The sequence below is a fragment of the Mycolicibacterium parafortuitum genome, assembly GCF_002086815.1.
Taxonomy (GTDB): domain Bacteria; phylum Actinomycetota; class Actinomycetes; order Mycobacteriales; family Mycobacteriaceae; genus Mycobacterium; species Mycobacterium parafortuitum.
Map to the genome: position 1 here is coordinate 15,279 of NZ_MVID01000019.1, position 14,007 is coordinate 29,285.

The 14,007-nt window shown below is 70.0% G+C and carries 10 protein-coding genes; 5 read left to right on the plus strand and 5 right to left on the minus strand.

Translation table 11 applies throughout. The features are described 5' to 3' along the window. Both BST38_RS19080 and BST38_RS19085 read right to left on the minus strand, forming a co-directional pair. Nucleotides 1-1,161: an acyl-CoA dehydrogenase family protein gene (locus BST38_RS19080; protein WP_083145043.1), complete on the minus strand. Its 1,161-nt coding sequence runs from the start codon at nucleotides 1,159-1,161 to the stop codon at nucleotides 1-3. A gap of 18 nt (nucleotides 1,162-1,179) precedes the next feature. Further along, entirely contained in the window at nucleotides 1,180-2,127 is a 948-nt protein-coding gene (locus BST38_RS19085) for a DUF7159 family protein (protein WP_083145044.1), read from the minus strand. A gap of 288 nt (nucleotides 2,128-2,415) precedes the next feature. On the opposite strand from BST38_RS19085, the gene eat reads away from it, so the two are divergent. After that, nucleotides 2,416-3,825 carry an ethanolamine permease gene (gene eat / locus BST38_RS19090; protein WP_083145045.1) on the plus strand — a complete coding sequence of 470 codons (1,410 nt, stop codon included), beginning with the start codon at nucleotides 2,416-2,418 and terminating at the stop codon, nucleotides 3,823-3,825. A gap of 9 nt (nucleotides 3,826-3,834) precedes the next feature. Here eat and BST38_RS19095 read toward each other — a convergent pair whose 3' ends face one another. Together BST38_RS19095 and BST38_RS19100 are read right to left on the minus strand one after the other, a co-directional pair. Further along, the gene (locus BST38_RS19095) at nucleotides 3,835-4,488 is read right to left on the minus strand and encodes a sensor domain-containing protein (protein WP_083145046.1); all 654 of its coding nucleotides are present in this window, start codon (nucleotides 4,486-4,488) and stop codon (nucleotides 3,835-3,837) included. Continuing rightward, nucleotides 4,485-6,833 carry a Tex family protein gene (locus BST38_RS19100; RefSeq protein WP_110781802.1) on the minus strand — a complete coding sequence of 783 codons (2,349 nt, stop codon included), beginning with the start codon at nucleotides 6,831-6,833 and terminating at the stop codon, nucleotides 4,485-4,487. Before BST38_RS19100 ends, BST38_RS19095 begins: the two co-directional genes overlap by 4 nt. Nucleotides 6,834-6,898: 65 nt before the next feature. Between BST38_RS19100 and BST38_RS19105 the strand changes: the two genes are divergently transcribed. From BST38_RS19105 to phoU, 4 genes are all read left to right on the plus strand, one after another. After that, nucleotides 6,899-8,686 (plus strand): thiamine pyrophosphate-requiring protein, encoded by a 1,788-nt coding sequence (locus BST38_RS19105; RefSeq protein WP_083145047.1) that lies wholly within the window; start codon nucleotides 6,899-6,901, stop codon nucleotides 8,684-8,686. Between the two features lie 80 nt (nucleotides 8,687-8,766). Continuing rightward, nucleotides 8,767-10,914, plus strand: a complete 2,148-nt coding sequence (locus tag BST38_RS19110; RefSeq protein ID WP_083145048.1) for a catalase — start codon at nucleotides 8,767-8,769, stop codon at nucleotides 10,912-10,914. Between the two features lie 201 nt (nucleotides 10,915-11,115). Continuing rightward, nucleotides 11,116-11,994: a helix-turn-helix transcriptional regulator gene (locus BST38_RS19115; RefSeq protein WP_083145049.1), complete on the plus strand. Its 879-nt coding sequence runs from the start codon at nucleotides 11,116-11,118 to the stop codon at nucleotides 11,992-11,994. A gap of 103 nt (nucleotides 11,995-12,097) precedes the next feature. Next, nucleotides 12,098-12,787, plus strand: coding sequence for a phosphate signaling complex protein PhoU (gene phoU, locus BST38_RS19120; protein WP_237160843.1), 690 nt, complete (start codon nucleotides 12,098-12,100; stop codon nucleotides 12,785-12,787). Here the strand turns inward: phoU and BST38_RS19125 are convergent. Further along, complete coding sequence (locus tag BST38_RS19125) at nucleotides 12,780-13,922, minus strand: glycosyltransferase (protein ID WP_237160844.1); 1,143 nt, start codon at nucleotides 13,920-13,922, stop codon at nucleotides 12,780-12,782. The two genes, phoU and BST38_RS19125, sit on opposite strands and share 8 nt — an antisense overlap. Between the last annotated feature and the right edge of the window lie 85 nt (nucleotides 13,923-14,007).

Sequence of the window (14,007 nt, forward strand, 5' to 3'; positions counted from 1 at the left end):
TCAGAGCCCGAAGTGGTCCTCGACGATGCCGAGCCACACCTGGGCGGCGTCCATGGCGACCTTCTCGCTGATGAAGGCGTGCTGGGTGCCGGTGTAGATGTCGCGGAACGCCCGCTCGAGGCGGCTGCCCTCCCGGATCGACGTGGTGCCCGCCGCCAGATGCGCCCATTCGGCGCAGGCGCGGGCAGTGTCGGTGGCGAAGACCGCCGCCACCCGCATATCGGCCCGCTGCGTCGGCGTCAGGTCCGCACCGGCGTCGACGGCGGCCTCGGCGGTGCCGAACGCGTCGAGTACCAGCAGTCGCGCCGCACGCCACGCGGCGACGTGGTGCGCCAGATCCTTCTGGAAGGTCGGCCGGCTGGCGAGCGCGGCCATATCGCTCATCCGGAACTTCGTCTCGGCCAGTTCGGCGACATCGTCGAGCATGCTCTTGGCCACCCCGAGCGCCCATGCGGCGTGCCCTGCGGCGGTCACCGGCATCATGCCCATCCGGCCCGCGGCCGAACTCCCCCGCTCCGGCTCACGGGTGAACAGCGCGAAGGTGCGCCCGTGCGGGACGAACACGTCGTCGATCGCGTAGTCATAGGAGCCGGTGCCGCGCAGTCCCTGGACGTGCCAGCCGTCTTTGAACGACACCTCCGACCGCGGCACGATCGCGATCTGCATGTCGGGGATACCCTCGGCGACCCACCGGATCTCGCCGTCGACCATCGGCATGAACCCGGCGGCGACGTATTCGGCGTGGCCGGTGCCCGATCCGAAACTCCACGCCCCGGTCAGCCGGTAGCCGCCGTCGACGGCGACGCCCTGGCCGTTGGGGAAGAACTGGCCGCCCATCGTGACGCGGTGGTCGTTGGCGGTGAACACCTCGGCGAACCCGTCGGCGGGCAGGTAGGTCGCCGCGGCGAACGCCGAGGGGAAGTTCGCGATCCCCACCCAGCCGAACGACCCGTCCTGCCAAGCCATTTCGATCCAGGTCTCGATCATCTCGGAAAACGATGGCTCACAGCCGCCGGCTTCGCGCGGATTGAACGCCGCCATCAGCCCGCTGCCCCACATCGCGTCGACGACAGCCGGCGCCAGGGTCCGCAGTTGTTCGGATTCGGCTGCATGGTCACGAACCACGTCGCGCAGCGAATGTGCCTTCTCGACCGCCGTCACGGCCTCGACGTTAGCCCGTCAGGGCAGCGCACTGAACAGATTCACCGGAACTGTCATGTCGGTGTCGGGCAGCAGCGACGTGACCTCGGCGGGCCCCGCGGCCGCGGGGGCGTCGGGCAGGTGGGCCTGCCCGGTCGCGGCGGTGTCGGTGACGGCCTCCGGCGCGGACACCGGCGCGGACACGACGGGCACGGCCGGGGCGGCAGGCGCGGCCATGTGGTGCGGGACGCCTTCGGGGAGGTGCGGAACCCCCGCGGGCGCGGGCACTGCCGCGGGCGCGGGCACTGCCGCAGGCGCGGGCACTGCCGCAGGCGCGACGGCGTACACCCGGCGCACCGGTTCGGCCGCCGCTTGTTGTGAGGAGGCCGGTTGCGACGGGACGACTTTGCGGACGACGCCGGCGGCACCGTCGGTGGAGGCGGGTACGGAGACCCAACCCGCCTCGACGGCCGGGGTGACGTCGGTTGCGGTCTGCTCGATCGCCGGCGCCGAGCCCGAGGTGAGCAACAGGCCGGCGGCCGCGGCGGCGGCCGCCGCGCCGAGCACCGCGACCGCGATCCGGGCACGCGTCATGCGGCGCCTGCCCATCGTGCGCCCGATACTCGTGGTGACGGCGAACGCGGCGCCGTACGCGAGCGCGACACCGGGCTCGCTGTCCGGGCGCACCATCACGGCGACGGCGTCGGCGTACGGAACGGCCTCGACCTCGCGGAAACCCAGGCCACGCAAGCGGTTCTGCAGCCGCGGCCCGTCGGCGGCGGCGTCTTTGCTCCATGTGAGGCGGACCCGGTCGACGTCGACGCCGGCGTTGGTGGCGATGGCATGCGCGCCGCGGGCGGCCGCGCCCGCGATCTGATCGTCGGCGTGCACCTGGATCACATCGTGGTCGAGAACGGCACCGGCGTCGTCGACCAGCACCCAGGCCACATTCTCCGAGGTCAGCGACAGACCCAGCACGACACCCACGCCGTCTCCCTTCCCGCTCCCCGGTAGTTGTGTGATCTATCGGACAGATGCGGGTAGTTGTTACCGCTGGGGTGCGTGTGTACGGCTGTGGACACCGCCCCCGTTGTTCGGCGGAAGCGTAACGCCGTCGTCGGGTTCTCGCTCGGCGTGCGCGACGCCGGACAGCGCATCACCGGGATGATTAGCCAGGGGCTGTATCGCGTTGATCGGCAATGCTCTTGCGGGGCCGTGCATACAATCAGCCTCTGGCAGTGATCCGGGTCACACCGGAGGGAATGGGGCGGCAGCATGAGAGGCGTCGAGGAACATCGGGAATCCGAGGCTTACCTGCAGAAACGTCAGCTGAAGAGCGGTAGCGCGGGCTGGATCTTGCTCGCCGGGCTCGGGGTCAGCTACGTCGTCTCCGGGGACTACTCGGGCTGGAACTTCGGGTTGGGACAGGGCGGCTTCGGCGGCCTGGCCATCGCCGCGGTCATCATCGCCGCGATGTACCTGGCCATGGTGCTGGGGATGGCCGAGATGTCGTCGGCGCTGCCCGCGGCCGGCGGCGGCTACACGTTCGCGCGGCGCGCCCTCGGCCCGTGGGGCGGGTTCGCGACCGGCACCGCGATCTTGATCGAGTACGCCATCGCGCCGGCCGCGATCGCGACATTCATCGGCGCCTACGTCGAGTCGCTGAACCTGTTCGGGATCACCGACGGCTGGTGGGTGTACCTGGCGGCGTACGCGGTGTTCATCGGCATCCACCTGTCCGGTGTGGGCGAAGCACTGAAGGTGATGTTCGTGATCACGGTGATCGCGCTCATCGGGATCGTCGTGTTCGCTGTGGCGGCCATCCCCCGGTTCGACGCCGCGAACCTCACCGACATCGCCGTCACCGACGCCGCCGGCGCATCGTCACTGCTGCCGTTCGGGGTGCTGGGCATCTGGGCCGCGATCCCGTTCGCGATCTGGTTCTTCCTGGCCATCGAGGGTGTGCCGCTGGCGGCCGAGGAGGCAGAGGAGCCCGAACGCAACATGCCCAAGGGCATCATCGCCGGCATGGCGGTGCTGCTGGTCACCTGCGTGACGGTGCTGGTGCTGACCACCGGCGCGGGGGGCGCGTCGGCGATGTCGGAGTCCGGCAACCCGCTGGTCGAGGCTCTCGGCGACAGCAGCTGGGCCCGGGTGGTCAACTACATCGGGCTGGCCGGTCTGATCGCGAGCTTCTTCTCCATCATCTTCGCGTATTCGCGGCAGCTGTTCGCGCTGTCGCGGGCCGGCTACCTGCCCAAGGTGCTGTCGGTGACCAACCGGCGCAAGGCGCCGACGCTGGCGCTGATCGTGCCGGGCATCATCGGTTTCCTGCTGTCGCTGATCGGCAAGGGTGACCTGCTGCTGAACATGGCGGTGTTCGGCGCCGCGGTCAGCTACGTGCTGATGATGGTCAGCCACATCGTGCTGCGGCTGCGCGCACCCGAGATGCACCGCCCGTACCGCACCCCCGGCGGCATCGCCACCACCGGCTTCGCGCTGGTGATCGCCGCGATCGCGGTCATCGCGACGTTCCTGGTCGACTACGTCGCGGCGCTGGGCTGCCTGCTGGTGTTCGCGGCGTTCATGGCCTACTTCGGCCTCTACAGCCGGCATCACCTGGTGGCGAACTCCCCCGACGAGGAGTTCGCGGCGCTGGCCTCGGCCGAGGACGAACTGCGCTGACCGCGGCGGCTATGCGGTGGTGTTGGCGAGCCGGTTGATCCGCCCCAGGGCGTCCTCGGCCAGGCTCGCCACGTCATAGCCGGGCGCGGCCCCGCACGTGGTGATCTCGACGGCCGCGTTGTGGGCGGCGACGAACAGGTTGTCGCAGTTCCAGTCGACGGCCCGCAACCCCCACAGCACGCTGCCGTCCGGGCCGTCGTCGGCGGCGGGTTGCACGGTGAAGTCGTACACGCTGTCGCGCATCGTGGTGACCGACAGACGCTCACCGCTGCACTCGTCGACCAGGCGGCGCGCCGACTGCACCGCGGCGGCCGCGTCGAAATCGGAGCGGTACACCGCGACCATCTCCTCGATGTAGAACAGGCCGTCCTCGGTGATCCAATGGCCGCCGTCGGTGGCCAGCGGACCGCCCGCCTGGATCAGCGGCGGGTCCACCTCGCGGGCGAGCCCGGCGCAGCGTTCCGGTTCGGCGACGACGAACAGGTTGCCGTCCTCACCGAGCACCTTCGGGCTGAGCAGATCCACCACCTGGATCTCGGTGATCGGGGCGGCCAGCGCGGCGGGGCGGGCCTGCGGATTGTCGACGTGCCGGGTACATCCGGTCAGCAGCGCGGCGGCGCAGACGGCGGTAAACACCGTCGCGCGCCGCGCCGCCGTCGTCATCGCCCGAAGCCCGCGTCGCGCAGCGCCTGCGCCATCGATCCGCCAGCCCGGCTGGTGTCGCGGCCCCGGGAGTCGTTGGTGCGCTGCGGTTTCCGCTGCGGGCCGCGGGGCTTGTCGGTCTTGCGGGGCCCGCGCTCGGGTTTCGTCTCGTCGCCCAGGCGCAGGCTCAGGCCGATGCGCTGACGTTCGACGTCGACGTCGACCACCTTGACCCGGACCACCTGCCCGGACTTCACCACCTCGTGCGGGTCCGAGACGTAGCGGTCGGCCATCGCCGAGACGTGCACCAGACCGTCCTGGTGCACACCGACGTCGACGAACGCCCCGAAGGCCGCGACGTTGGTGACGACCCCTTCGAGCACCATCCCGGGTTTGAGGTCGGACACCTTCTCCACGCCTGCCGCGAACGTCGCGGTGGTGAACGCGGGACGCGGGTCGCGGCCGGGCTTCTCCAGTTCGCCGAGGATGTCGGTCACGGTCGGGATGCCGAACCGGTCGTCGGCGAAGTCGGCCGGCTTGAGGGTGCGCAGCGCCCGGGCGTCGCCGATGATCTCGCCCAGTGCCAGGTTGGTGCGGTCCAGGATGCGCCGGACCACCGGGTACGCCTCGGGGTGCACACCGGATGCGTCGAGCGGGTCGTCCCCGTCACGGATCCGCAGGAACCCGGCACACTGCTCGAAAGCCTTGGGGCCCAGCCGCGGAACCTCGAGCAGGCTGCTTCTGTTCTGGAACCGGCCCGCCCTGTCGCGGTGGGCGACGATCGCCTCGGCAAGCGACTCGGTGATCCCGGAGACCCGCGACAGCAGCGGCACCGACGCGGTGTTGAGGTCGACGCCGACGGCGTTCACCGCGTCCTCGACGACCGCGCCGAGGCTCTTGGCCAGAATTCCGGGTGTGACGTCGTGCTGGTACTGGCCGACGCCGATCGACTTCGGCTCGATCTTGACCAGTTCGGCGAGCGGGTCCTGCAGCCGGCGCGCGATCGACACCGCGCCGCGCAGCGTGACGTCGAGGTCGGGCAGCTCCCGCGCGGCGTAGGCCGACGCCGAGTACACCGATGCGCCGGCCTCGCTGACCATCGCCTTGGCCGGCGCCGGTGCGCCCGCCTTGCGGATGTCGGCGATGAGTTCGCCTGCCAGCGCGTCGGTTTCGCGTGATGCGGTGCCGTTGCCGACGGCGATCAGCTCCACGCCGTGCCGGGCGACCAGCGCGGCCAGCGTCGCCTTGGCGGTGTCCCACTGGTTCTGCGGCTGGTGCGGGAAGATCGCGCACGTGTCGAGGACCTTGCCGGTGCCGTCGACGACGGCGACCTTGACACCGGTCCGGAACCCCGGGTCCAGGCCCAGGGTGGTCCGGTTGCCCGCCGGGGCGGCCAGCAGCAGATCCTTGAGGTTCTTGGCGAACACGGTGACGGCGTCCTCCTCGGCGCGCATCCGCAACCGCACCCGGGCGTCCACCGATGCCGACACCGACAGCCGGGTCCGCCAGGCGAACCCGACGGTGGCGGCCAGCCACGGAGTGGCGGGCGCCTTCGCGGTGAGATCGACTCCGAGCGCCGAGGCGATCATGGCCTGGTAGGCGTCGTCCTCTCCGCCGTCCAGCGCCAGCGAGAGCACACCCTCCTTCTCGCCGCGCAGCACCGCGAGCACCCGGTGCGACGGCATCTCGGTCAGCGCCTCGGTGTGGTCGAAGTAGTCGCGGAACTTCTGGCCTTTCTCCGAGGCCGCGGCGGCGTCGGAGGCCGGCCGGGTCCGCACCGCCGCGTTGTCCCAGAACCGCTCGCGCAGCGCGCCGACGAGCTCCGCGTTCTCGGCCGCGCGCTCGACGATGATGTGGCGGGCCCCGTCGAGTGCGGCGGCGGTGTCGGCGACCTCATCGGTCACGAACCCGGCCGCCAGTTCGTCCGGCGCCCGGCCCGGGTCGGCGAGCAGCTGCTCGGCCAGCGGTTCCAGGCCGGCTTCGCGCGCGATCTGCGCCTTGGTGCGCCGCTTGGGCTTGTACGGCAGGTAGATGTCCTCGACCTTGGCCTTGGTGTCGGCGGCCATCAGCGCGTCGGTCAACTCGGGGGTGAGTTTGCCCTGTTCCTTGATCGAGGCCAGCACCGCGTTGCGGCGGTCGTCGAGCTCGCGCAGGTAACCGAGCCGCTCCTCGAGCAGGCGCAGCTGGCCGTCGTCGAGGCTGCCGGTCACCTCTTTGCGGTAACGGGCGATGAACGGCACCGTCGCCCCGTCGTCGAGGAGTCGCACAGCGGCCGTGACCTGGCCTTCTGCGACGGCCAGTTCCTCAGCGAGACGGGCGGTTACGGATTTAACTGCAACAGACTTGACCGGGCCAGACTTGATCACTCGCGGAACCCTACCCAATCGGGCGGACAGTTTGACGGAGCGACTCCGGGGTAGCCGCGGTGCTCATGAGCACCGATGTCGCCGACTTCATCCTGGACCGCCTGCGCCAGTGGAATGTGACCCACATCTTCGGCTACCCGGGCGACGGGATCAACGGGCTGATCTCCGCGCTCGGCCGCGCCGACAACGACCCGATGTTCGTGCAGACCCGCCACGAGGAGATGGCCGCGTTCGCCGCCGTCGGGTACGCGAAGTTCTCCGGCCAGGTCGGCGTGTGCATGGCGACGTCGGGCCCGGGTGCGGTGCACCTGCTCAACGGCCTCTACGACGCGAAGCTCGACCACGTGCCGGTGGTGGCGATCATCGGGCAGACCGCGCGGACCGCGATGGGCGGCAGCTACCAGCAGGAGGTCGACCTGCAGGCGGCTTTCGCCGACGTCGCGGCCGGTTACGTGGTGGAGGTCAATGCGTCCGAACAGCTGCCCGCCGCGCTGGACCGCGCGATCCGCACCGCGCGGACGCGGCGTGCGCCGACGGTGGTGATCGTGCCGTCGGATGTGCAGGAGCAGGAGTACACCCCGCCGGAACACCAGTTCAAGCATGTGCCCTCCAGCGACCCCGGCGACGTGGTCGGGGTGATCACCCCGACCGAGGCGCAGGTGCGTCAGGCCGCCGAAATCCTCAACGACGGACAGCGGGTCGCGATCCTGATCGGCCAGGGAGCGCGCGGGGCGCACGAGGAGATCGCCCGGGTCGCCGAGCTCACCGGCGCGGGTGTCGCAAAAGCGTTGCTGGGCAAAGATGTTCTGGCCGACGACCTGCCGTTCGTGACCGGGGCCATCGGGCTGCTCGGCACCAGGCCGAGCTACGAGTTGATGCGCGACTGCGACACGCTGCTCATCGTCGGGTCGAATTTCCCTTATACACAGTTCCTTCCGGAGTTCGGTCAGGCCCGCGCGGTACAGATCGACGACGACGGCGCGTCGATCGGGATGCGGTACCCGACCGAGCTGAACATCGTCGCCGACGCGAAGGCGACCCTGACGGCGATGCTTCCGCACCTGCGCCGCCGGATCGACACCGCGTGGCGGGACACGGTGGAGAAGAACGTGCGCCACTGGTGGTCGGTGCTGGAGGAACAGAGCACTGTCCCGGCAGATCCCGTCAACCCGATGCGGGTGGCGTGGGAGCTGTCGAAACGCCTGCCCGCCAACGCGATCGTGACCGCGGACTCCGGGTCGTCGACGACGTGGTACGCGCGCTGCCTGAAGTTCACCGAGGGGGTCCGAGGGTCGGTGTCGGGGACGCTGGCCACGATGGGCTGCGCGGTGCCGTACGCGCTCGGCGCGAAGTTCGCACATCCGGACCGCCCGGTCGTCGCGTTCGTCGGCGACGGCGCGATGCAGATGAACGGGCTGGCCGAGCTACTCACCATCCACCGCTACCGGACGGAGTGGGACGACCTGCCGTTCGTGGTGTGCGTGTTCGGCAACGGCGACCTGAACCAGGTGACCTGGGAACTGCGGGCGATGGGCGGGACACCGAAGTTCGAGGAGTCGCAGAGCCTGCCGGCGGTGAGCTACGCCGAGGTGGCGCGGGCGATGGGGATCGACGCGATCACCGTGGCCGCCGACGACGACCTGGGCAAGGCGTGGGAATGGGCGCTGTCCACGCCCGGCCCGACACTGCTGGACGTGCGGTGCGATCCGGAGGTGCCGCCGATACCTCCGCACGTCACGCTGGAGCAGATGCTGAACATGAGTCGCGCGGTCGCCAAAGGCGATCCGAGCGCACGTCATCTGATGTACCAGACCGTGAAGGTAAAGGCGGCCGAATTCTTCACCCGCTCCTAGCGAGCGTCTGAGGATGAGTTTGAGGATGGGCACGCCGGGTATTGCGGGTGGGCTCGTACAGCCCACCACGGAGGTTCGTAATGCCCCCTGCGCGTAAGCGTGACCAGTCCGCTCCCGCCAAAGTCAGTCCGACCGGCGCCCCCAAAGACACTCAGGAGCAACAGGATCCGCGGTCGCAGTCGGGTCGGTACCTGACCTCGGCTCAGGGTGTCCGGTTGCCCGATACCGATCATTCACTCAAGGCGGGCAGCCGCGGCCCGACGCTGATGGAGGACTTCCATCTGCGCGAGAAGATCACCCACTTCGACCACGAACGCATCCCGGAGCGGGTGGTGCACGCCCGCGGCGCGGCAGCCCACGGCGTGTTCGAGGCCTACGGCAATGCGGCCTCCGTCACCAAGGCGGGGTTCCTGGCCAAGAAGGGTCAGCAGACCGACGTCTTCTGCCGGTTCTCGACCGTGCTCGGATCCCGCGGCTCGGCCGACACCGTCCGCGACACCCGCGGTTTCGCGGTCAAGTTCTACACCGAGGAGGGCGTCTTCGACCTCGTCGGCAACAACATCCCGGTGTTCTTCATCCAGGACGGCATCAAGTTCCCCGACGTGATCCACGCCGGCAAGCCGCATCCGGACCGGGAGATCCCGCAGGCGCAGTCCGCGCACGACACGTTCTGGGATTTCGTATCGCTGCACACCGAGGCCACCCACCACGTGTTGTGGAACATGAGCGACCGCGGCATCCCGCGCTCCTACCGCACCATGGAGGGGTTCGGCGTCCACACCTTCCGGTTGGTCAACGGCAAGGGTGAGACCAGCCTGGCGAAGTTCCACTGGAAGCCGGTGGCCGGCGTGCACTCGCTGGTGTGGGAGGAGGCCCAGCTCGCCGCAGGGTTCGACCCGGACTTCCACCGCCGCGACATGGCCGACGGCATCGAGGCCGGGGCGGCGCTGGAGTACGAGCTCGGCGTGCAGGTGATGCCCGACGACGGCACCGAGACCTTCGAAGGCATCGACCTGCTCGACCCGACCAAGATCGTCCCCGAAGAACTGGTGCCGGTGCAGCTGATCGGCAAGCTGACCCTGAACCGCAATCCGACGAACTACTTCGCCGAGACCGAGCAAGTCGCGTTCCACACCGGCAACCTGGTCCCCGGCATCGAGGTGACCAACGATCCGCTGATGCAGGCCAGGCTGTTCTCGTACCTGGACACCCAGCTGACCCGGCTCGGCGGTCCGAACTTCACGCAGCTGCCGATCAACCGGCCGCGCTGCCCGGTCAACGACATGCTGCGCGACGGCATGCACCAGACCGCGGTCCACACCGGGCAGGCGCCGTACCTGCCCAACAGCATCGACGGCGGTGAACCTTTGGTCGCCGACGCCGACGAGGGCGGCTACGTGCAGACGCCGCGGCCGGTCGAGGGCCGGGTCGGCCGAGTCGCGCCGGTGTCGTTCGACGACCACTTCAGCCAGGCCGCGATGTTCTACCGGTCGCTGACCAAGATCGAACAGGACCACATCGTCGAGGCGTTCACGTTCGAACTCGGGAAGTGCTACGAGCAGGCGATCAAGGAACGGGAGCTGGAGGTGCTCGCCAACGTCGACACCGACCTGTGCACCCGGGTCGCTGAAGGGCTCGGACTGCCTGCGCCCCAAGGCTCTCCGCCCGAGGACGTCATGCTGTCGCCCGCACTGTCTCAGGTGGTGACCACACCCGGCCCGGTGGCGGGCCGCAAGGTCGCGATCATCGCCGACGAGGACTCCGATCTGGCAGGCGTGACCAAGCTGATCAAGGCGCTCGACAAGGCCGGTGTGGTGCCGATGGTGACCGCGCCGGTCGGCGGGACGCTGAAGTCCGGTCGCCGCTCGGTCATCGTGGAACGCACCTTCGACACCGCCCGCTCGATCGAGTTCGACGCGGTGGTCGTCGCCGACGGGGCGTTGCAGCGCAACGACATCAAGATGGTCGTCCTGCTGCACGAGATGCTCCGGCACTGCAAGGCCCTCGGCGCGTGGGGCAGCGGCGCCGCCGCGCTGGAGGCGGCCGGCATCAGCGTGTCGGATCCCGGTGTGCTGACCGCGGATGATGTGAGTAACAGCTTCGGAGCGGAACTGCTGGCCGCACTCGGGCTGCATCGGGTGTGGGACCGCGCGGAACTCGTGATGTCCTCTGAGGTGCCGCCGGTTCGCGCAGAGGTCAAGAAGGGGCGGCGCAACAGGAAAGGCTAGCGACATTTCGTTTTCCGGATAGTCGGATCGCCGGTCTTTCGTTTGCCGCGCTGTGCGGAGATGCCGAATATGACACCATCGCCCAGACATGGGGTGTCGGCATACGAAAGGCGCTGGTGGACTTGAGCATTCTGCCGTCGAACGCGGGGCCCGTCGGGCTGCCCGTGTCCGACGTCGGAGCGTGGACCCGCGCCTAGCTCGTTGAGCACCGCCGATCACCCGCGCCGGCCGGCGCGGTTCGAGTTCACTGCTGACGATCCGGACAGCGTCTACCGGCATGTGCGGCGTTCGGCACCGGGCTTCCATCTGGACCGGATCGAGCATCCGGGCGATGCGACGCTGAGCGTGGACGAGATCCGCGACGACGTCCTGCTGTGGGTGCAGGAAGGCGAGGTCCGCTTCGGCGAACACGCCGAGGCGGGGGCGGCCGCGGGCGGGGATGTGCGGCTGCTGACCCCGGGTGCCCGTCCGGTCTCGTTGCGCACCGTCGACGCACGGATGACGGTGGTGCACCTACGCACCGCTCTGCCGCCGCCGCCGTCCCCGCCGGCGTGGCTGCTCCCGCTCACGGCGGCGTCGGCCGACGTGGTCCGGCGCACGGTGAGCTACGTCAGCGAGATGGTCGACCTCGACGCGTCCGCCGATCACCCCGCCGCGGCGGACTCGCTGACCGACGCACTGACCCGGCTGCTGCGCGCGACCGCGCTGACGGGGTTCCCGGCGACCTCGGGCGACGGCTCCGACCGCGCCGGATCCTTCCCCAAAGCCCTGCAGGCCGCGCTGGCCTACATCGATGCCAACCTGGGGCGCCGCGTCACGCTGTCGGAGCTCGCCGGCGCGGCGTTCACCACCCCGCGCACCGTGCAGTACCTGTTCCGCCGCTACCTGGACGTGACGCCGACGGCCTATGTGCGGCAGGTCCGGTTGGCCGCGGCGCGTCAGGAACTACTGACCGCGCACCGCTCGGAGGCGACGGTCACCGCGACCGCGGCCAAGTGGGGGTTCGGGCACACGGGCCGGTTCGCGGTGCTGTACCGGCAGACCTACGGGGAGAGCCCGCATCAGACGCTGGGCCGCTGAAGCGGGTACCCGGCCGGCCGGCGGAGTCCTGCCCGCGTGAACCCCGGGTTTGCCGAGCCGTGGCCTGGGTACGCGTCGGTTTCTCCCGAACAGTAGAGAGAGCATGCGCAACGAGTTTCACGAGTCCCTGGACGCCCTCACCGTCGATCTGGCCGATATGTGCGGACGTGCCGCCGAGCTCATCCAGACCGCCTCGGCGGCCCTGCTCGACGGCGACGAGGCCAGCGCCGACCGGGCGGTGTTCGAGATGAAGCGCCTGACCAGGCTCGGCAACGCGGTACAGGAGCGCACCTACGGGCTACTGGCGCTTCAGGCCCCCGTCGCCCGTGATCTGCGCACGGTGGTCTCGGCGCTGTACATCGCCTCCGACGCGGATCGGATGGGCGGGCTGGCGGCGCACATCGCGCGCACGGCGCGCCGCAGGCATCCCGAGCGGGTCATTCCCGAGCAGGTGTACCCGCTGTTCGCCGATATGGCCTATACCGCAACCGAACTGGCCGAGCAGGTGCGCGGGACGGTGAACAGTGGTGATCCCGAACAGGCACGCCGCGTCTGCGACGGCGACGAGCGGATGAACGAGTTGCACCGCGAACTGTTCGCCGAGTTGGTCGGACCGCACTGGCAACACGGCGCGATGGTCGCGGCAGATCTGGTGCTGGTCGGACGGTTCTACGAACGCTTCGCCGACCACTGCGTCGAGATCGCGCGGCGGGTGTACTTCCGCGCGACCGGCGAGCAGCTCTGCCCTGCCGACGAGCCGCGGCCCGTCGGCGATCCGCCCATTCTCAGATAGGCAGCGCGGTCGTTGCCGTGTACCGGCCGACCGCCGCGACGTACGCGGCGTCGGCGTCGGACGCGACGACGTCCCAGCTGTACCGTGACCGCGCCCGGGAGCGCCCCGCGAGCCCCATCCCCTGCCGCAACACCGTCTGGCTCAGGGCCGAGCGCAGCGCGCGGTTCAGTGCGGGCAGGTCCCCCAGCGGCGCGAGAATGCCGGTGACATCGTCGATGACGGCGTCGTTGGCCCCGCCGTGCCCGACCGCGACGATCGGTGCGCCGCAGGCCATCGCGTGCAGCAGTACCTCGGCGCCCGGCTCGTAGCGCGACGGGCTGACCACCACATCGGCCGCGCGGAACAGCGCGGTCAGGTCGCTCTGGTCCGCACCGCAGATCAGCTCGATACGGTCGCCGACCCCGAGCTGGTCGGCCGTGGCCCGCACACCGGCGGCCTCCCCGCCGGTGTCGCCGTCCATCGCGACCAGGACCAGCCGCGCGTCGCCGAGCGACGGCAGCATCCTGAGCACATCGACCAGGCCGTGTCCGGTGGAGAAGTCCCGGGCGATCGCGACGAGGCGGCACGGCCCGCCGACCGGGCGCCCGGCGATCTCTTCGGGCGTGACGTCGTCGACCTCGACACCGGGTGCGAGCACCGTGATCTTCGTGCGCGCGCAGCCCAGCCGGATGAGTTCGTGCATGTCGTCGTGGCACGCGACCGTCACCGCGGTCGCGTTGCGCGCCAGCAGCGTCTCGAGCTTGACCGCGGTCTCCGACGCGGCGCCGGTTCCGCGGTGCCGGCGCGCGGTGGTGGACAGCTCGTGGAAGGTCTGCACCGTGGGTACCGGACACCGTTTGGCGGCCAGCTGCGCGGCCATCCCGTACACCCAGCCGTGGCAGTGCACCACGTCGGGGCGGTCCCGGCTCCATACGTTCTCGAGGTGCCGCGCGATCTCCCCGATCGCCGGCATCAGGTCGGTGGAGTTCCGCAGATCCGGGATGTCGACAGGGATCGTCTCTGCCGCGGAGTGGATCCGGACCTCGTGACCGCGCCGGACGAGTGCGCCGGACAGGTCGCCGAGGCCGTAGTGTCCGCCACCGTCCCGGTCCGTCGAACTGCGGCGTACCGGATCCCCTACGACTGCAATCTTCATGCGGTCCTTTCGTCTGCCCCGTCAATTGGTTGTAAGGCCCGCCGGCCGCCGGTTCAAACGCGACACCGGTGAGGTCTTCGCCTGC

What these genes read in the sequence shown, in the direction of transcription:
- BST38_RS19095 (WP_083145046.1), bottom strand. Translation starts at nt 4,488, where the DNA reads ATGACGACGGCGGCGCGGCGCGCGACGGTGTTTACCGCCGTCTGCGCC.
- BST38_RS19125 (WP_237160844.1), bottom strand. Translation starts at nt 13,922, where the DNA reads ATGAAGATTGCAGTCGTAGGGGATCCGGTACGCCGCAGTTCGACGGAC.
- eat (WP_083145045.1), top strand. Translation starts at nt 2,416, where the DNA reads ATGAGAGGCGTCGAGGAACATCGGGAATCCGAGGCTTACCTGCAGAAA.
- phoU (WP_237160843.1), top strand. Translation starts at nt 12,098, where the DNA reads ATGCGCAACGAGTTTCACGAGTCCCTGGACGCCCTCACCGTCGATCTG.
- BST38_RS19105 (WP_083145047.1), top strand. Translation starts at nt 6,899, where the DNA reads ATGAGCACCGATGTCGCCGACTTCATCCTGGACCGCCTGCGCCAGTGG.
- BST38_RS19110 (WP_083145048.1), top strand. Translation starts at nt 8,767, where the DNA reads ATGCCCCCTGCGCGTAAGCGTGACCAGTCCGCTCCCGCCAAAGTCAGT.